This window comes from Gemmatimonadota bacterium (assembly GCA_040388625.1).
Taxonomy (GTDB): domain Bacteria; phylum Gemmatimonadota; class Gemmatimonadetes; order Gemmatimonadales; family Gemmatimonadaceae; genus Fen-1247.
The window spans coordinates 616431-635299 of record JAZKBK010000006.1 but is presented as its reverse complement, the minus strand read 5'-3'; the positions used below and the strand labels follow the sequence as shown (position 1 = coordinate 635299).

The following is an 18869-nucleotide window of genomic DNA, read 5'->3' as shown; positions in this document are numbered from 1 at the left end:
CAAAAAGCCGACAAAATCACTTACCTTTACATCAATCTACGCGAAAGTGCAGTAACGCCAAGGAGTTAGACGCAGTAATGAGCACCGCAATCGAGTCACTCGTCAACCGTGAGTACCAGTACGGCTTCGTAAGCGACATCGAGTCGGACACCGTCGCGCCGGGCCTGAGCGAGGACGTGGTCCGCCTGATCTCCGCGAAGAAGCGCGAGCCCGAGTGGCTCCTCGACTGGCGTCTCAAGGCATATCGTCGCTGGCTGACGATGAAGGAGCCGCACTGGCCCAACGTCAAGTATCCGCCGATCGACTACCAGGCGGCTCGCTATTACTCGGCGCCGACCAGCGTCAAGCCGCTGCAATCGCTTGACGAGGTCGACCCCGAGCTGGTGCGCACGTACGAGAAGCTGGGGATCTCGCTCAACGAGCAGAAGTTCCTCTCCGGCGTCGCAGTGGACGCGATCTTCGATTCCGTCTCCGTTGGAACCACGATGAAGGAAGAGCTCGCCGCGCATGGCGTGATCTTCTGCTCCTTCGGTGAAGCCGTGCAGGAGCATCCCGAGCTCGTTCGCAAGTATCTTGGCTCGGTCGTTCCGTACAGCGACAACTTCTTCGCGGCGCTCAACAGCGCCGTGTTCAGCGACGGATCCTTCTGCTACGTCCCCAAGGGCGTGAAGTGCCCGATGGAGCTGTCCACGTATTTCCGCATCAACGCGGCGGATACGGGCCAGTTCGAGCGCACGCTCATCATCGCCGACGAAGCTGCATCGGTCAGCTATCTGGAAGGATGCACCGCTCCCAAGCGGTCGACCAACCAGCTGCACGCCGCGGTGGTCGAGCTGGTCGCTCTGGACAACGCGACGGTCAAGTACAGCACGGTGCAGAACTGGTACGCCGGCGACGCCGAGGGCAAGGGTGGCATCTACAACTTCGTCACCAAGCGCGGCAAGGCCGCGGGCGTCAATTCGAAGATCTCGTGGACGCAGGTCGAAACGGGATCCGCGATCACGTGGAAATATCCCAGCGTGCTGCTCGTTGGCGACAATTCGGTCGGCGAGTTCTACTCCGTCGCCGTGGTGAACAATCATCAGCAGGCCGACACCGGCACCAAGATGATCCACATCGGCAAGAACACCAAGTCGACGATCGTCTCCAAGGGAATCTCGGCGGGTCACGGCAACAACAGCTATCGCGGACGCGTGCAGGTGATGCCGCGCGCGGACAACGCGCGCAACTACACGCAGTGCGATTCCATGCTCATCGGAAATCGCTGCGGCGCGCACACCTTCCCGTACATCGAAGTCGCCAATCGCACGGCAACGGTCGAGCACGAAGCAAGCACGTCCAAGATCGGCGAGGATCAGATCTTCTACTGCAAGCAGCGCGGAATAAGCGCGGAGCAGGCGGTATCGATGATCGTGAGCGGATTCTGCCGGGAGGTATTTCAGGAGCTGCCGATGGAGTTCGCGCTCGAGGCGCAGCAGCTGCTCGGAATCACGCTCGAAGGGAGCGTTGGTTGATGTCGGTCGCCAGCACAATACATCTTCAATTCAGACACAAGTAATGCTCGATATAACCGCCCTCCGTGCCGGAATCGCCGAACGCGAGATCCTCAAGGGAATTGATCTCAACATCAAGCCCGGCGAAGTGCACGCAGTCATGGGGCCCAACGGCTCCGGAAAATCCACGCTCGCGCAGGTGCTCGCCGGCAACCCCGCATACGAAGTGCTCGGCGGCTCGGCGATCTACAACGGCGAGGAATTGCTGGAGATGGAACCCGAAGTGCGCGCACAGAAGGGAATATTCCTCGCGTTCCAGTACCCGGTCGAGATTCCCGGCGTCACCAACGCCTACTTCCTTCGCTCGGCGTACAACGAGATTCGCAAGGCCCGCGGTGAGGACGAAGTCGATCCACTCGAGTTCCTCGACCTCATCGAGGAGCGCATGAAGCTCGTGGAAATGGACGCATCGATGCTCAACCGATCGGTGAATGCCGGCTTCTCCGGTGGTGAGAAGAAGCGCAACGAGATTCTGCAGATGGCCGTGCTGCAGCCCAAGCTCGCGATCCTCGACGAGACCGATTCCGGTCTCGACATCGACGCGCTGCGCATCGTTGCCGGTGGCGTGAACGCGTTGCGCCGCCCCGACAATGCCACGATCGTGGTGACGCACTATCAGAGGTTGTTGAACTACATCGTGCCCGATTTCGTGCACGTGCTCGCCAACGGCCGCATCGTCCGCTCCGGTGGCAAGGAGCTCGCGCTGGAGCTGGAAGAGCGCGGTTACGACTGGCTGCTCGACGCAGCATGACCCAGGTCATGACTGACGTCGTTCTGACGCAGGACCCCGACTCGCCAGAAGTCGGACGCGCAGGCGCACCGATGCCCGTCGCAACGCGCGACGCGCGCGCCGCCGAATACGTAGCGCTCTTCGACGACGTCGATCGCGCCAGCGAGCCGCAATGGCTCGGCGCGCAACGTCGCGCCTCGATCGAGAACTTCGCGACGCTCGGATTTCCTACCACGAAGAACGAGGACTGGCACTTCACCAGCGTGGCCTCGCTCCTCGAACAGAGCTACGCTCCCGTCGCAACGGCGTCTTCGGCGCTGGCCGAGCGCGACATCGAGCAGTTCCGCTTTGCAGGCGAATGGCAGACGCTGGTGTTCCTCAACGGGAACTTCGTCGCTCATCTGTCGGATGTCGAGGCGAGCGCCAAACTGTACGCCGGTCCGCTGCGCCGCGCGTTGTCCGACGAACGATACGCACGCGTGATCGAGCAGCATCATGGCGGACTCGCCGACACGCGCACGCACGCATTCACCGCGCTCAATTCGGCATTTTCCGGCGACGGCGCATTCGTGCAAGTAGGGGCCGGCACCGTGGCGCCACGCAACGTGCATCTCATCTTCGTGTCCGATGATTCCGCCCAGGGCGCACTGCTGTCACCGCGCAACCTGATCGTGATGGAACACCACGCGGAGGCGACCGTCGTGGAGAGCTATGTCTCGCTCGGCAACGCCAACTATCTCACCAATGCGGTGACGGAAGTGTACGTCGCCGATGGCGCGCGACTCAGGCATTACAAGATCCAGCGCGAGAGCCTCCGCGCATACCACGTCGGATCCTGGTACGCCAATCAGGGCCGCGACTGTGCCTACGAGGCATTCTCGTTCGCGGTCGGCGCCGATCTCTCGCGCACGAACATCGCGACATTGCTCGACGGCGAAGGCTCGCACGTTTCACTGGATGGACTGTATCTCGTGAATGGCGAGCAGACCGTGGATCACCAGACGAGCGTCATTCACGCGAAGGAGAGCTGCACCAGCCACGAGCTGTACAAGGGCGTCATGGACGGCGAGTCGCACGCGGTCTTCAATGGCAAGGTGTACGTCAGGCCCGAAGCACAGAAGACCGACGGCAAGCAGAGCAACAACAATCTGCTTCTCTCGGACGGTGCGCGCGTCGATACCAAGCCACAGCTCGAGATTTACGCCGACGACGTCAAGTGCACGCACGGCGCCACGATCGGTCCGGTAGATTCGACAGCGTTGTTCTATCTCAAGAGTCGCGGCATCGGGCCGGAGATAGCGCTGCGGTTGCTCACCTACGCGTTCGCGGCCGAAGTGCTGGAAGAGTTGACGATTCCCGCGGTGCGCGACGAGCTGGAGAAGCTCGCGTTCGAGCGGTTCGCTGTGGGTGCGTAGCTGGTTGTCCGTCATCTTCGCCGCAGGCGGGGCTCCACCGATAACGACCCGAAGAATCACCGTCGCGTTGCAGGCGTAAATGATGATGGCGCAGGTAGGGCGCGGATGTATCCGCGCCTGTCTCTTCGCGTGCCACCGCGGCTTCAGCTGCGCCGCGTCCCTGCGCTACCTCAGATTCAACGCCCAGTACGCCGCGCCGCCGACGATCACCACGACGGCCACCAGGACGAGCGGCATCAGCTTGAGGCCGTTTGACGGCTGCTGAATCTCAGGCGCGTTCGGCTGGCCCGGAAATGTCAGCGTAGGACGTCTGCCGTCGACTGTAGCCGGACGATCCACCGGGGTCGCGATCTTCATCGCGACCGGAAGCCGCTCTCGTGTGAAGATGAACTTCATGGACCCGACCAGGAACGTCGAGCCTTCCTGGAGAGGCTGCGGAGCTAGAACCGGCATCGAGTTCATCACCGTGGTCGTCGACCCGACGGGATGCAGAACGAAGGCGTCGCCTTCCTGCCGGATCTCCGCGTGATGGCGCGATACGGCCACCTCGTTGACGGTGATGTCGCACGCCGTCTCCCGCCCGATCGAGAGCGGATGATCCGCGGGGATCGGGTACGCCTTGTGCTCGTAGGCGTGAATCAGATAGGGCGTGCCTGCCGCTTTCGCTTCCGACATTGTCAGTTCTGACGATCCTGGTTCTGCAAAGGGCACACCGGAGCCGGTCGGTCCGGCCCTTCCGTCGCTTCTGGCAAGTATCGTCACGCTGCGACCGACCTGTCAGCATGCGATTACGCATGCCGCGATTGCGGCGCCATCCGGGCGTGGTCAGGATGCGAACGGATTGTCGGACAGATGCTCATCCACGATGTACCAGTGCCCGCCTCGCAGCACGAAAACGGCGGTCCAGGCGCCCCCGATCACGTGCGGCAGCCCACTCGGCTGTCTGTGCGGTATCCTGTACGTTGCGGTCATTACGGCCACTCTTGGGGCGAGTACGTCGATGTGCATCGCCGTCCACTCCACGTGCGCATCGCGCATATTTTGCCCGACATTGGTCCAGAATGCCTGGATGCCAGCCCGGAGCGAATCCCGCGACGTCGTGATCCGCCCGCCACTGGCCGACAGGATGGGTCCGGTGGGGGCGTACAGGGCCATCAGGTTCCCGGGAACGTCCCGTCGGGTGAAGTCGTAGGCAGCCTCGACCTCGGTCCGGATCGCCCGTTGCGCCGCGATGCGCTGGAGGGCGGTCACCCCTGGTGCGGAGCCGGAGGAGCAGCCTGGTCCGGCCAGTCCGGCCAGTCCGGCCAGTCCCGCGAGGGCTGCGATCTTCGCCAGATTTCGGATCATGAGGATGGAACCTTGGTTTGCACCGGGGGTTGAGTACGCGGGTTGAAATATGGTCGAAGGACGTCCGCTGGAGGACACATGCGTTACGGGTCGCTGTTCGCTTCCGCCGCGGTTCTGTTGAGCGTTGCCGCGTGCAAGGGAAAGGACGCCAGAATGAGCGATGATCTGGCGAAGGACCTGGCTACTGCCAAGACCAACGATGTGCTGGCACTCGCACCCCATGCCGGTGTGCAGACAGTCGTGTCTCCCGAGGAGCTGTCGCCCCAGGGACGTGCGAAACTTCGATCGTCCAGCAAATCGACGCGACTGGTCAGCAGTCGCGTGACGCATCGTGATGTGACGCCATCGCCAGCTGCCGCGCTTCCACCTCTGCCCGTGGCCACGACCACGTCCGAGCCTGCGGCCACCAGTTCCGATGTCGCCTCCACCACTCCCGCTCCGGTGGATCAGCCAGCTGTCGCTACGCCGCGCCCGCAACCCGTCGACGTCTCCTATCCATCGGGTGAGTCGGGATCGACGCACAGCGGTGGTGGGCTCGCTGGAATCATCGGCGCGATCGGCGGTGCAATTTTACGTGGCGGAGTGGTCGATGGCGATCACTGCGATCCTCGCGGACGTCACGGCCGCGGTGGAACTATCTTGATCAATCAGCGCGGTCCAATCCTTCGTGGCAATTACTAGGCGAACCTAAAAACTCAATGAGATCAATTCGTCCCGCGGCGATCTGTGCAATAGCGCTGCTCGCCGCTGCTGCATGCAACAAGAGCGACAATAAATCAGCCCAGGATCCTCTGGCGCAGGACTCGTCGCTCTCGCGCGATCTCCAGCTCGCGAACAACGATACGGCCGCGCAGCCGCAGCTCAAGGACGTTCCCACAACACCGCCGCCGGCGCCGCCCCGCGCCGCGGTAGTCGAGAAAAAGCGTGTCGCCGTCGCACCGCCTCCACGCAGACGCACTCCCGCACCGGAGCCAAAGGCCCCAGCGGTTGCTCAGGCGCCCGCACGGGTCACCACACCGTCCGGTAACACAGTCGTCAAGGCGCCTTCGACCGCTGCCAACACCGAGGGGAGGGTGGGAGTCGTATCAGCCGGAACCAATCTCTCGCTCAGCTCCGGACAGCGCGTCTGCACCAACACCAACAGCGTCGGCGACCGCATAACGGCGACGCTCGCCGAGGCTGTGTCGGGATCCAACGGCGTCGTGATTCCAGCGGGTGCAACGGCGGTTCTGGAAATCACTTCGCTCGGCCGAAGCAATCAGGCCGGCGAGAACATGAACATCGGCCTGGTTGTGCGCTCGATCACGTACGGCGGCAAGACCTATCCTGTGAATGGCCAGATCGTCAGCGCCGGCGTCGAAAAGGTGAAGGCGGCCGATAACAACGACGCGACCAAGGTGGCCGGCGGTGCGGTCGTGGGCGCGATTCTCGGACGCATACTCGGCGGCCGGTCCAAGACCAAGGGCACGATCATCGGCGCCGCCGGCGGCGCCGCGGCGGGCGCGGTACTGGCACACCAGACCGAGAAGTACGATGCGTGCCTGCCGAGTGGCGGACAGGTGGTCGTGAAGCTGGATTCGCCAATGTCGATTCAGAACGGCACCGGCACGACCAACGGCGTGATCTAGGTGCAGGTCATCGATCCGGTCTAGATTGCATTCCAAGTAACAGGCAAGGATACATCCTTGCCCCACCTTGATCTGGCATCTTTGGTGATGGTTGAGCATCGGCGTTCCGGAGAGCGACGATACCGGGGACAGACCTGCGAATAGCTACTCTTACGACCGATCATTCGCGCATCGATGGTCCGCGCCGGTGGGGCAGGGATGTATATCCCTGCCTGTCACTCCAGATGCAAGCGAGATTGGATGAGCGCCTGTAACCCCGTCACCACATCGATGCACGGAAAGACCTGTGTCATCACGGGCGCAAACACGGGCATCGGCAAGGCCGCCGCCGCGGCGCTCGCGGCGCTCGGCGCGCGAATCGTGATGGTGTGCCGCGATAGAGCCAGGGGCGAGCGTGCTCTTGAAGAGATCGCGGCAGCGGCGCTGCAGGGCGGACACGGAGGCAGTGCAGAGCTGTCCATTGCCGATCTCTCCTCACAATCGGACGTACGCTCCATTGCAGCGGCAATTCTCGCCGCGCATCCCCGGATCGACGTACTGGTCAACAATGCCGGCGTTGCGCTCAAGCATCGCGAGTTGACGGTAGATGGCATCGAGCGCACCTTCGCGGTGAACTATCTCGCGTATTTCATGCTCGCTCATCTGCTGCTTCCGGGATTGCGTGCCGCTGGTAGCGCCCGGATCGTCAATGTCTCATCTGGTGCGCATCGGCGCGGCAGACTCGACTTCGACAATCTCCAGGGTGAGCGCAGCTACAGCAACATTCGCATGTACTCCGATAGTAAGCTGGAGGATTTGATGTTCACGTACGCACTTGCGCGCAGGCTCGCAGGAAGCGGCGTTACGGTGAACGCTCTGCATCCAGGAGTCGTCGCGACGGAGATATGGCGGGATGTTCCCATCCTCGCTTTTCTGAGTCGGTGGCTCATGCTCTCGCCGGAGAAAGGCGCGCGTACCACCGTGTATCTTGCCGCGTCGCCTGATGTGGAAGGCGTGACGGGGCAGTACTTTGACAAGTGCAAGCCGGCGGGGACAAGTGCATTGAGTCACGACGTGGCGCTGCAGGAAAGGCTGTGGACGACGAGCGTGACGCTCACCGGCGTTGGCGCGGAAATCTGATCGTAGATGAGAAGTCCGCTCGAAGTCGCGCGAAGAAATGCGATGATCGTTGCGCTGGTCGCGATGGCCGGGTGTGGAGCGAGCATACGTCCACTTCCACCGCTACCCGCTCCCGTGCCGGAGTCATATCCATCCGGCGGAACGGCAAGGGTGCCGGCGGACGCTGACGACACATCCTATTTCGATGCCAATCCGCTGATGGTTCCCGTCGAAGGGGTTCAGCCGAGCGGCGTTTCGGACAGCTTCAACGACCGGCGCGACAACGGAAGGACCCATCGTGCGAGTGACATTCTGGTTCCAAAGGGGACGAGAGTGGTGGCCGCCGAGTCCGGTACCATCATGCGGCTGAGCAGGAATGCGCTGGGCGGGATCACCATCTACATGATGGATGAAACTGGCCGTTTCATATTCTATTATGCGCATCTCGAAGGATACGCGGACGGCCTGGTACCGAACGAGCATGTCTCGCAGGGCGAACTGCTCGGTTATGTTGGTATGACGGGAAACGCGCCCGTGCCGCATCTGCACTTTCAGGTAATGCGGCGCGATCCCGATCGGCACGATTACTGGAACAGTCCGGCGGTCGACGTCAGACCGTTCTTTACAATTCCTGGACAGGTGCGCGCGAGCAATGAACAGTAAGGAGCGAGCGAATCTGCGCGCCGAGGCGCAGCGATTGAGTCCGCTGGTTCACGTCGGGCACGGCGGAGTCACCGACGCGATCGTAAAAACGATGGACGACGTGCTTCGAACGCACGAGCTCGTGAAGGTGGATATCAGCCGCAATCTGAGTGCGCCTATCAAGGAAGTCGCCGGCGCGCTCGCCGACGCGACCGGCGCCGAGGTGGTGCAGGTGATCGGGCGAAAAGCGACGTTCTTCAGGGACAACCCGGAGCTGGAGTGGAAGGGCAACGTCCCGCCCTGGCGTTGAAATCTGGTCCCCCGGGCCTATCTTTCTTAGGATTGACCAATCGCTTCATAGAAGGCCGAACCAACCCCGTGAAATGCCCTACGTAATTACTGAAGCCTGCATCGGCGTGAAGGACCGTGCTTGCGTCGACGTCTGCCCCGTGGATTGCATCTACGAGGGCGAGAAGCAGCTATATATCCATCCGGATGAATGCATCGATTGCGGTGCATGCGAGCCGGAATGTCCCGTGACGGCCATCTTCCCGGAAGAAGACGTTCCGCAGAACTTGCGGTCGTACATCGCGCTCAACGCGGACGTGTTCAAGGGGCCCAATCCACCTGGAAAGCCTCAACGGTAGAGTCGTCTTTCTTCGTATTTGCGGGGCGCCTTCGGGCGCCTTTGCTGTTCCCGGGCTCGCCGCAGCATCCCCAACGCACTCCCCAATCGGAACCCAGATGAAATCGTTGCACCGCTCGGCCGCTGCGTCAGTCGTCGCTACGCTGGCAATCTTCGTTTCAGCATGCGCCACCGCGCCAGTGCAGCCAGCGGCCGGTGTATCGGCAACCGGTGCCGCGCCACAGGTGATACTCGTCTCGATGGACGGATTCCGACGCAGCTATCTCGACACCGACTCCGTCCCGACGCTCCATGCACTCGGACGCGACGGCGTCACGGCTCAGGCGATGATCCCGTCGTTTCCCACGCTGACATTTCCGAATCACTACACCATCGTCACGGGCCTCTATCCCGAGCACCACGGCATCGTCGGCAACACGATCTACGATCCGGAATTCAAGGCGCTGTTCACGATGAGCAACGCTGCATCCAAGGAGAGTCGCTGGTGGGGCGGCCAGCCGATCTGGGTCACGGCGGAGAAGCAGGGCAAGCGCGCGGCGTCGATGTTCTGGGTGGGATCCGAAGTCGCGATCGACAGCGTTCGGCCGACGAGGTGGAAGCCGTTCGACGCGAAGGTTCCGTTCGATGCACGTGTGGACACCGTGCTTTCATGGCTCGATGTCACAGGTGCGCAGCGTCTGTCGCTCATCACGCTGTACTTCGACGAGCCGGACCATACCGGTCATGAGGTGGGACCGGATTCACCAAAGACTGCCGAGGCCGCGGCGCGCGCCGACAGCGCGCTGGGCAGGCTCGTGCGGGGGCTGCGCGATCGCGGCGTGTACGACAAGGTGAATCTGATAGTCGTTTCCGATCACGGCATGTCGCAGCTGTCACCGGATCGTGTGGTGTATCTCGACGACGTTGTGGACACGGCGTCGATCAGGATCACTTCTCTGTCGCCGGATCTCATGATTACGCCGCGTGATGGAGATGCGCCCGCGCTGCTTGCCAGGATCAGGAAGCTGCCGCATGTGAGTGCGTGGCTCAAGGCCGATGTTCCGGAGCGTCTGCACTACAGCGAGGGGCGCCGGATCACGCCGATCGTAGCAGTCGCTGATGATGGATGGACGATCGCGATGCACGGACCTCGGCGTGGTCCTCAGGGCGGTGCGCACGGTTACGACAACGCGAATGCGTCGATGAATGCGATATTCGTGGCGCACGGCCCTGCGTTCAGGCAGGGAGTGACGATGCCGTCGTTCTCCAATGTCGACGTGTACGATCTGCTTGCGAAGCTGCTTCGTTTGCAACCGGCGCCGAACGACGGATCGCTGCAGCCGTTTGCCGATGTGTTACGCTGATTCGCCGATTGCGAATCAGGGCATCGGCTTTCCGCCGATTCCGTAACGGCTCTTGATCACGAAGGCGATGATGAGCACCGCGTATTGCATGAAGGTGCTCACTTCGCTGCGCCACGCCTGCGGCCAGTCGAAGTCGCCAGCGGCGGGCGATGCGGGCGGACGTGGAATCCAGCGCGGCGTCGCTGACTTGTAGCCGAGATATTCGCCGTCGAAGGTGCTCTCCAGTACTCCTTCCTCGAACCGAACGATCAGGGAGTACTCGATTGCAAAGAGAACGATGGCTACCGGCAGAAACCAGAATACGCCGGAGATTACGGCGAAGCCCATCCAGATCAGGAAGTTTCCGTTGTAGAGCGGATTGCGGCTCCAGGCGAACGGACCGTAAGTGACGAGTCTGTTGACGTTGCGCGAGCGTCGCCGCGTCGACGTGCCGGCCGCGGCGACGCCCCAGAGCCGCCACGCTTCACCCACCACCACGAGAGCGATACCGATCACCCAGAGCTGCGGCGACATCGAGCCCGGCGCGACCAGGGGAATGCCGAGGAAGAGGATCGGCAACCAGCCGCGCTGCCGGAACAATACAGCGCCAGCCCGGGCTGCCGGCGTACGTTCCGCCGCTGAGAGCGACACCGTCGGTGCCGGCGCCGCCTTCGTCACTACGTCTTTCTGGGGCTCATTCATCGGCTCAATTTGCAACAAGGTCGCGCGATGCTCAACACATGATTTACGCAAGACTGCGCGGCCGGCCAGCGGCGGCCACGTCAACCCACTGGAAATCGAAAGGGAGACCGTTCGAACGGCCTCCCTTTCGATTCTTCGTCATCCCCGCTTTCGCGGGAATGAAGGGTCACCGCGACGACTTCCTGGCCGAGGATTTCCGGCCCGAAGATTTGCGGCCGGTCGATTTCTTCCTGGCGCTGGTCCGCGCAGCCGATTTGCGTGGCGCGGATTTGCGTGAGGCCGACTTGCGTGAGCCCGACTTGCGGGCAGACGTCTTCGACGCGCGCTTGCGTGGCGTCTTCTCACCCTTTTCTCGCGCCTCGTTTATTCCGATCGCGAGTGCCTGCTTGCGGCTCGTCACCTTGCGTCCGCCGCGTGTCTTGAGCGTGCCGTGCTTGCGTCGGCGCATCGCGCTCCCAACGGTTGCGCTCGCCTTGCTGCTGTACTTCCTGCCGGATGACTTCCGGCTCGACTTGCGGGTCGACTTGCGGGTCGACGTCTTGTGAGCCGAAGACTTTCGCCCCGACCGTGATGCCTTGCGTGCTGCCATCTGAACCTCCCCGGAAAGGTTGATCTGTGACGCACGTAATGTTTTGCAAGAGCCGCGCCGATCAGGCCGATGCGTGCTGAGCGTACCAGCGCTGAAATGTCAGAGCAAACGCGAATCGAACGTGTTCCAGAACAGCGTCGTTCCGCTTGCAGTGCGCGCAAGCGACAGTGCTACCACGAACGCCTTTGCCGAATAGGTGTCGTCGAGCTGAATTCCCGTGGCCGCGGCGAGTGAGCGCGCAGCCGCGGTTGCAGCTGGAAGCGGTCTGCCGTATGCGCCGCCGTACGCGTCGCGCACGACACCGAGCAGATGCGTTGGAACGCGCGGAATGCGCTCTCCGCTCAATCGTTCTATCAAGCGCGCGGTTCGCGAGATGAGCCGCCGCACCCGCAGTCTGTTGGCGACAATGGCGGGCGTCACCTGAACGCAGATCGTCGCGATGTCGAGTCCCGCGATTGCGAATCCGAGTGACAGACCGGCCACGGTCCCCCCGCTTCCGAGCGGAACAACTACGCGCGCTGGCAGCGGCAACTCTCCGGCGCGGATCTGTTCCGCAAGCTCCAGCGCTGCATTGACGTGCGCGAGAACGCCGATCGGTGTGGATCCGCCAAGCGGCACGTAATGGCATTGCTGAGTGAGCCGGGCCAGCTGTGCCGCGAGCAGCGCGCGCGTCGCGCCGCCATACACGCGCGATGACACGCATTCATCGGAGATCATGTCGGCGACACGGTACGCCGAGTGATTCATGTCATGTCGCCATCGTATGCCGATGACACGGGCGCCAAGTCTGCGTGCGTGCATCGCGGTGGCAAGCACGTGCGTGGATCCCTCGCCGCCGGTCGTGATGACAGTGTCGCCGCTGCCGACACCGGCGAGCAGGAACTCGAGCGCTCGCGCCTTGTTGCCGCCGCAAACCGCTGCGTTGAGCCCGTCCGACTTGATCCATATCTCGGCGCCGTCGACAGTAACGCGATCGACAGGGGACGGCAGGATGCACAACGAGACGCGTGGAATCGCGCGAAGTGCGGGGAATCGCTCGTACAACGGCAGCGGCGATCCTGTGCGTTCTCCCCGAGCCTGCGGTGTCTCGTCCGTCATCCTATCCTGTCATGCATCCGGATGCGGTGGCGGCTCGGCGACGAACGGCAACGGAGTCGGATCGCCGATCACATCCTCGACGTACAGCATTTTCACGAGAATCATTACCAGGACCAGCAGTGGCACGGCGACGAACAGCCCCATGACACCGAACGCGAGTGCCATTCCGGCCTGCGTAAGCACCGTGAGAACCGGCGGCAGGTTCACTCCCTCCTTCATGAGGAGCGGGATCAGCAGATGGCTCTCGAGGAAGTGGATGATGTAGAAGGCGACCAGCACGGCCGCAGCCTTCTCAGGCGAATCCACAAAGCCCATCGCGATCGCCGGCACCGCGCTGATGATGGGCCCCGCCATGGGGACGAACTGCAGCAGGCCGGACAGGATCCCGAGCGGTACCGCAGCGCGTACCTGCAGCGCCGTGAGCACGGCGGTCGCGACCACGCCCATGACCACCATTGCGACGAGCTGAGTGACGAGCCAACGGCGCAGGGCGAGCGTTATCGCCTCCAGCACCTGTTCGCCGCGTACTCGTTTGCTGTGCGGAATCAGGGCGATTATCCCGCCGCGATAGAGCTTGGGGTCGGCCCCTATGTAAACAGCCAGGAAAAAGATGATGATGATGCTGGCTGCGACCTCGACGGTCGAGTGGAGCACCGGCAGAACGTAGCCCGAAGCACCCGGGCTTCGGGCCAGGATCTGCTCCTTGAGCGCCCTGAGGTGAACCAGGGAATCACCGCTTTGCGGGCCATTTAAGCCTATACTGTCACGTTGCTGCTGCGATAATGGCGCTACTTGGGTGGAGTCCGCCTCGCCAGTAAGCAATGAGCCGACCACGCCGCCCTGGCGCTGGCCGATCCATCTGTCCAGCTTCACGAACGCTTCCGGGAGGCGCTGCTTGAGCTCGCGGTACTGGGTCCGGACCGTTGGCCCTGTCCAGGCGCCGAAGCCTATCAACAGCGCGACCGAGGCTGCCACTATCAGGGCTGCGCCCAGTCCCTGTCCTATGCCGAATCGCCGCAATCTCGCTGCGCCTGCCGAGATCGCGATGCCGAGCAGCGCTCCGATGTAGGCGACGAAGATGAGATTGTGAGCCCGGAAGATCACGAAGCCGCTGACCGCGACGAGCAGGATTACGAGTGCTGCTCGTGCTATGTCACGGGTAAACCAGCCTGGGTGACGCTCTGTGGGACGCGGGAATCGCTCTGAGGTCATGATAGATTGAGGTATGGCAGATCCGTACCAGCCAGTTTACCTGGACACAGCAGAAAAAGCCGGCCTTTTCGTGGACTCCATTGCGGACGTCCGAGAAATCGCGCTGGATACCGAAGGGGCGAGCTTCCATCGCTACGTCGATCGGATCTATCTGCTGCAGCTCTCCACGCCGCATCATAGTGCCATCATCGATCCGTTGCACGCTGGCGCGCTGCCCAAGCTTGGCGCGCTGATGGAGAATCGGGAAGTGGAGGTCATCTTCCACGACGCCGACTACGATCTCCGGCTGCTTCGTCAGGACTACGGCTGGCATACGACGCACGTGTTTGACACCCGTATTGCGGCACAGTTGCTTGGGATTCCCGCGTTCGGGCTAGCGGCGCTGCTGGAGAAGTTCTTCAGTGTAAAGCTGGACAAGCAGCACCAGCGCGCTGACTGGTCGATGCGGCCCCTCACGTCGAGCATGCTCGACTATGCCGCGCAGGACACGCGCTATCTGCTGGATTTGAGGGACGAATTGCGCACTGGACTGGAATCGCTCGGTCGCATGTCGTGGGCGGAGGAGGAGTTTGAGCGGCTCGAGTCGATCCAGTTCGCGCCGGACGATCCTGCGACGGGCTTCATGCGCACCAAGGGCGCGCGCGATCTCAAGCGGCGCGAGCTCGCGGTGCTCAAGGAGCTGGTTGCATGGCGCGACGAGCGCGCCGCGGCTCTCGATCGCGCGACGTTCCGCGTAATGGGCAGTGAGGCGATGTTCGAGATCGCGCGGGTGCATCCCAGGACGCGCGAGGAGCTCGCCGCGATCAAGGGCGTCCCGCGCGGGGTGGTAGAGCGGCACGCGCAGGATCTGCTGGATGCGGTGCAGCGCGGGCTGGCGGTTCCCGAGGCCGATCTTCCGCGGTTCCCGCGGGCAGCGCGCTGGGACCGCGACCCCGACTTCGATTCCAACGTCGCGAAGCTGAAATCAGTCAGAGATGCCGCGGCCGCCCGGCTCAAGCTGGATCCCGGGGTGCTGTGCGCGCGGGATCGTATGGAAGCAGTCGCGCGCCGGAAGCCAAAGGCCGTCGAGGAGCTCGCGGAGATCCCGGAGCTCAGGCGTTGGCAGGCGTCGGTGTTGGGATCGGATTTCGTGGCGGCGTTGCGGGGATAACGGCGCCACGATCGATGACGACGTCGTCGTCGCGATCCCCACGCCACGATCGATGACGACGTCGTCGTCGCGATCCCCACGCCCCGATCGATGACGACGACGTCGCGACGCCGACGCCCCCATCGATGACGACGCCCGTAGGGGCAGGCCCCCGTGCCTGCCCGCCGTACGACGACGCCCCCGCCCACGTCGAACCCGTATGACGTAATCAATATCCGGCGCGCGACGTTTTTTTGACGTCCCCCACGTTTTTCCGACATTGCACCGTGTCTTTTGCCACGGAGCGAACGTATCGTTCACGGCATCAGGGCGGGCGGGCACGGGGGCCCGCCCCTACAGCCCCACCGTGTCTTTTGCCCCGGAGCCACCGTATCGTTCACGGCATCAAAGCGGGCGGCCACGGGAGCCCGCACCTACAGAATCCACGTACGGATTCAAACCTTCCTTCACTCCGGTCCGTCTTATTGCCAGGACCGATGCAGACAGCCCTTGCCACCTCGCCCGAGACCATGAGTCCGACCACGAGTCCCACCATGAGTCCCATGGCCGCCGAGCCGGATGTACGACTCGCCGCCAGCGGGGATAGGCATGCCTTTGAGAGACTGTACCGGGACAACTTGAATCGTGTGTACGCAGTGTGTGTGCGGATGTGTGGTGACCGTATGCGCGCGGAGGAGCTGGCGCAGGATTCGTTCGTGCGGGCGTGGGAGCGATTGCCGCAGTTTCGCGGCGACTCCGCCTTCTCGACATGGCTTCACCGATTGACGGTGAACGTCGTGTTGGAGGCCCAGCGAAGCGAACGACGCAATCGCGCTCGAACCGAGAGCGACGACGTACTGGATGAGGCACCGCCGATCGTGAGGCGCGAGCATCATGCTGAGAAGATGGATCTCGCGGTTGCGATAGCGGCGCTGCCACCCGGTGCCCGCGCGGTGTTCGCACTGCACGACGTTGAAGGATACAAGCACGAGGAGATCGCGGAGATGCTCGACATCACTGCAGGCGGAAGCAAGGCTCAACTGCATCGCGCTCGGCGACTTCTCAGGGAGGCACTGGCATGACGAACGAAGAATCGCTCATGGATGACGAGCAGGCTGGAGACGCGGTGGCGAAGTATCTCGAGGAAAACCCGGAGCTGTTGCAGGGCATTGTGCCGGAGCACGATCTGTGGCCGGCGATCGAGAGCCGCATATCGGCGCGCGTCATTCCGATGGCGACGCGTCCGGCGCGAGCTGCCCGCAGGTCGTTCGGATGGGTGCCGATGCTGATCGCCGCGTCGGCGCTCATCGCCGCGAGTGCGGGAGTGACGTACGTACTGACCACGCGATCCGTCGTGCAGGGCGGTGCGGTGGCGAGCAACGTTGCGAACACGCCTGCAATCGTACCCGCAACCACTGACACGCAATCACATGTCGTGAAGCAGGGTGAGATGGCCGCGACACAATCACAGGTTGGGAGTGGTGCGGTCCACGCCGCGGACGATTCGCCGAAGATCACGCAGCACAGTCGCCCCGCGATGCAGCTCGCGTCGCGCCAGGGCGACAACGACGGCGATGCGATGCGGCAGACCTACGATTCCGAGATCACGACACTGCGCGCGGCACTGGATGCGCGGCGCGGGCAGTTGAATCCATCTACAGTTGCAGTGATCGAGCAGAATTTGCGCGTCATCGATGAAGCAATTAGCCAGTCCAGGGCGGCGCTCGCGAAAGACCCGAACAGCCGTCTCCTGAATGATCAGCTGGACCGCACGCTCGCCAAGAAGACAGGGTTGTTGCGCGCTGCGGCACTACTTCCGTCAGCGTGATGACGAGAGAGGAAATGAGTATATGAGCAACACGCACATGAAGATCCGAATGCAGCGACTCGTCCTCCCTGCCGTGATAGCGGCGTTCGCGATTGGCGCAGTTCCGTGCTGGGGCCAGGTTCCCACGCCGCCATCGCCGCCGAGTCCGCCAAGTCCGGCGGATGCGCCGCGGCCGCCGCGAGCGCCGCGTCCACCACAGGGATGGTTCGGCGGCGATCACGGCGTCGCGAAGATCGACACGCTGCTCCCGTTCTCGTCGAACGGCACCATCGATCTCTCGCTGGTCTCGGGGACGATGAAGGTTTCTACCTGGGACAGGAACCAGGTGCGGGTGGTCGCGAGTACCACTGGCGAGCCCTCGTTGCAACTCGACGCGAGCAGCTCGCATCTGACTCTGGAGCAGACAAGGTCCGGGAGCCGGCGCGGGCGCAGCGATGACCTTGGAACGGCCACGTACGACGTCACAGTTCCGAGCGGAACGCGGGCATCGCTGGCGGCGGTATCCGGAAGCATCAACGCCGCAGGTCTGCGTGGAGCGGTCGACGCGAACAACGTCAGCGGCTCGATCGATCTTCGGGACCTCGGCGCATCCGTGAACGTCGAAGGCGTATCGGGCCGCATAACGGTTTCAAACGTCGTCAGCGATGCGCACGTCGAGAACGTCAGCGGGCGCGTCTCGCTTACGGGGGTCGGAGGGTCCGTCACCGCCGAGACCGTGAGCGGGGGTATCAGTCTGGCCGGTGTGCGGGGCGATCGGGTGCATGTCACAACCGTGAGCGGCGACATCGACTTTACCGGATCCGTACCGAGCTCCGGAAGGTATGACTTCGAGACGCACTCGGGGGACGCGAGACTGAAGCTGGCGAGCAACACCGAGGCGACTCTGAGTGTCGAAACATTCAGCGGATCGGTATCGAATGACTTTCCCGGAGCCGTAAGGCGAAAGAACCGCGATCCGGACGACGACAGTACCAACTATGACTTCGTAATCAACCGTGGTGGCGGACGGGTGCGAGTAGAAACTTTCAGCGGCAGCGTACACATCTCAAAGGTGAACCAATGATCAGGACTTCCAGGTACGTCATGGCGGCGGCGTGTGCCGCAGCTGTTGGTGCCGCGCCGCTCATGGCGCAACAGGATCTCGGACGCGATGGAACCACGTGGAAGTGGGACGGCGCGCTTGCGAGCGGCGGATCACTCAAGTTGTTCAACATCAACGGAGCGCTGCGCTTCACCGCAAGCTCGGACGGCAGTGTGCACGTCCAGGCCGTGAAGCACGTTCACTCGGGCGGTGATCCCCGCACCGTGCACTATGCTGTAGTGCGCGACGGGAATAACCTCACGATCTGCGCCATGTGGAACGACGATGCCACGTGCGACATCGACGGCATGAGGGGGAGTCGGAATAACGACAACGAGGGCAATCGCAGGCGGAACGTGACGGCGGAGATCTCGGTGCAGGTGCCAGCCGGTGTGCGCACGGCCGGCAACACCGTGAATGGTGACGTTTCCGTCGAGCGTATCAGCTCCGACGTTCGTGCAAACACTGTCAACGGCGCGGTGCGCGTTACGCAGGTGACGGGTGATGTGAATGCTCGCACTGTAAACGGGGATGTGAATGTCGACACGCGGGGCGGAACCGTGTCGGGTGAGACTGTAAACGGGTCGGTCACCGCATCCATGGGAAGCTCCGGCACGGGCGACATGCGCTTCAGCACCGTCAACGGTGGCATCGATATCACCACACCATCCACGTTCAATGCTGACGTCAGGCTCAGCACGCTCAACGGGTCCATCGACAGCAAGTTCCCGCTGGATTTCGACAGGCGCCGGAGGCATGCGGAGGGCACCGTGGGAAGCGGTGGACGGCAACTGCGTGCGAGCACCGTCAATGGATCGATAACGCTGCAGTAGCCTACGCAGCGAGATA

General features: G+C 62.8%; 21 protein-coding genes. 15 read left to right on the top strand and 6 right to left on the bottom strand.

From position 1 onward, the window contains the following. Positions 1-77 precede the first annotated feature (77 nt). From sufB to sufD, 3 genes are read left to right on the top strand one after another with little or no spacing between them, the layout of a single operon-like run. Positions 78-1514 (top strand): Fe-S cluster assembly protein SufB, encoded by a 1437-nt coding sequence (sufB, locus tag V4529_16195; GenBank protein ID MES2359880.1) that lies wholly within the window; start codon positions 78-80, stop codon positions 1512-1514. A 43-nt stretch (positions 1515-1557) separates the two neighbouring features. Next, a complete protein-coding gene (gene sufC / locus V4529_16190) occupies positions 1558-2304 on the top strand; it encodes a Fe-S cluster assembly ATPase SufC (GenBank protein ID MES2359879.1) in 747 nt (248 codons plus the stop codon). 8 nt (positions 2305-2312) lie between these two features. Next, positions 2313-3698 carry a Fe-S cluster assembly protein SufD gene (gene sufD / locus V4529_16185; protein ID MES2359878.1) on the top strand — a complete coding sequence of 462 codons (1386 nt, stop codon included), beginning with the start codon at positions 2313-2315 and terminating at the stop codon, positions 3696-3698. Between the two features lie 165 nt (positions 3699-3863). Here sufD and V4529_16180 read toward each other — a convergent pair whose 3' ends face one another. Both V4529_16180 and V4529_16175 read right to left on the bottom strand, forming a co-directional pair. After that, positions 3864-4373 (bottom strand): FHA domain-containing protein, encoded by a 510-nt coding sequence (locus V4529_16180; GenBank protein ID MES2359877.1) that lies wholly within the window; start codon positions 4371-4373, stop codon positions 3864-3866. Between the two features lie 150 nt (positions 4374-4523). Beyond that, complete coding sequence (locus tag V4529_16175) at positions 4524-5045, bottom strand: nuclear transport factor 2 family protein (GenBank protein MES2359876.1); 522 nt, start codon at positions 5043-5045, stop codon at positions 4524-4526. Positions 5046-5123: 78 nt separating this feature from the next. Between V4529_16175 and V4529_16170 the strand changes: the two genes are divergently transcribed. From V4529_16170 to V4529_16140, 7 genes are all read left to right on the top strand, one after another. Further along, the gene (locus V4529_16170; protein ID MES2359875.1) at positions 5124-5726 is read left to right on the top strand and encodes a hypothetical protein; all 603 of its coding nucleotides are present in this window, start codon (positions 5124-5126) and stop codon (positions 5724-5726) included. Between the two features lie 17 nt (positions 5727-5743). Next, a complete protein-coding gene (locus V4529_16165; protein ID MES2359874.1) occupies positions 5744-6673 on the top strand; it encodes a glycine zipper domain-containing protein in 930 nt (309 codons plus the stop codon). Between the two features lie 240 nt (positions 6674-6913). Continuing rightward, positions 6914-7792, top strand: coding sequence for an SDR family oxidoreductase (locus V4529_16160; GenBank protein ID MES2359873.1), 879 nt, complete (start codon positions 6914-6916; stop codon positions 7790-7792). 6 nt (positions 7793-7798) lie between these two features. Further along, positions 7799-8434 carry a M23 family metallopeptidase gene (locus V4529_16155; GenBank protein ID MES2359872.1) on the top strand — a complete coding sequence of 212 codons (636 nt, stop codon included), beginning with the start codon at positions 7799-7801 and terminating at the stop codon, positions 8432-8434. Then, the gene (locus V4529_16150; GenBank protein ID MES2359871.1) at positions 8424-8723 is read left to right on the top strand and encodes a YhbY family RNA-binding protein; all 300 of its coding nucleotides are present in this window, start codon (positions 8424-8426) and stop codon (positions 8721-8723) included. Before V4529_16155 ends, V4529_16150 begins: the two co-directional genes overlap by 11 nt. A 73-nt stretch (positions 8724-8796) precedes the next feature. Further along, the gene (gene fdxA / locus V4529_16145; GenBank protein ID MES2359870.1) at positions 8797-9060 is read left to right on the top strand and encodes a ferredoxin; all 264 of its coding nucleotides are present in this window, start codon (positions 8797-8799) and stop codon (positions 9058-9060) included. Positions 9061-9157: 97 nt separating this feature from the next. Continuing rightward, positions 9158-10402, top strand: coding sequence for an ectonucleotide pyrophosphatase/phosphodiesterase (locus V4529_16140; GenBank protein ID MES2359869.1), 1245 nt, complete (start codon positions 9158-9160; stop codon positions 10400-10402). 15 nt (positions 10403-10417) lie between these two features. Here V4529_16140 and V4529_16135 read toward each other — a convergent pair whose 3' ends face one another. The 4 genes from V4529_16135 to V4529_16120 all read right to left on the bottom strand — a co-directional run bounded on the left by V4529_16135 (position 10418) and on the right by V4529_16120 (position 13982). Beyond that, positions 10418-11083, bottom strand: coding sequence for an isoprenylcysteine carboxylmethyltransferase family protein (locus tag V4529_16135; protein MES2359868.1), 666 nt, complete (start codon positions 11081-11083; stop codon positions 10418-10420). Positions 11084-11249: 166 nt separating this feature from the next. Beyond that, positions 11250-11531, bottom strand: coding sequence for a DUF6496 domain-containing protein (locus tag V4529_16130; GenBank protein ID MES2359867.1), 282 nt, complete (start codon positions 11529-11531; stop codon positions 11250-11252). Between the two features lie 240 nt (positions 11532-11771). Continuing rightward, positions 11772-12770, bottom strand: coding sequence for a pyridoxal-phosphate dependent enzyme (locus tag V4529_16125; protein ID MES2359866.1), 999 nt, complete (start codon positions 12768-12770; stop codon positions 11772-11774). 9 nt (positions 12771-12779) lie between these two features. After that, entirely contained in the window at positions 12780-13982 is a 1203-nt protein-coding gene (locus V4529_16120) for an AI-2E family transporter (protein ID MES2359865.1), read from the bottom strand. A 13-nt stretch (positions 13983-13995) separates the two neighbouring features. Here V4529_16120 and V4529_16115 point away from each other — a divergent pair, with 13 nt between their 5' ends. The 5 genes from V4529_16115 to V4529_16095 all read left to right on the top strand — a co-directional run bounded on the left by V4529_16115 (position 13996) and on the right by V4529_16095 (position 18853). Continuing rightward, a complete protein-coding gene (locus V4529_16115) occupies positions 13996-15132 on the top strand; it encodes an HRDC domain-containing protein (GenBank protein MES2359864.1) in 1137 nt (378 codons plus the stop codon). 476 nt (positions 15133-15608) lie between these two features. Continuing rightward, positions 15609-16193: an RNA polymerase sigma factor gene (locus V4529_16110; GenBank protein MES2359863.1), complete on the top strand. Its 585-nt coding sequence runs from the start codon at positions 15609-15611 to the stop codon at positions 16191-16193. Further along, positions 16190-16939, top strand: coding sequence for a hypothetical protein (locus V4529_16105; GenBank protein MES2359862.1), 750 nt, complete (start codon positions 16190-16192; stop codon positions 16937-16939). Before V4529_16110 ends, V4529_16105 begins: the two co-directional genes overlap by 4 nt. Positions 16940-16961: 22 nt before the next feature. After that, on the top strand, positions 16962-18002 hold the full coding sequence (locus tag V4529_16100) for a DUF4097 family beta strand repeat-containing protein (protein MES2359861.1): 1041 nt from the start codon (positions 16962-16964) through the stop codon (positions 18000-18002). Beyond that, entirely contained in the window at positions 17999-18853 is an 855-nt protein-coding gene (locus V4529_16095; GenBank protein ID MES2359860.1) for a DUF4097 family beta strand repeat-containing protein, read from the top strand. Before V4529_16100 ends, V4529_16095 begins: the two co-directional genes overlap by 4 nt. Positions 18854-18869: the final 16 nt, after the last annotated feature.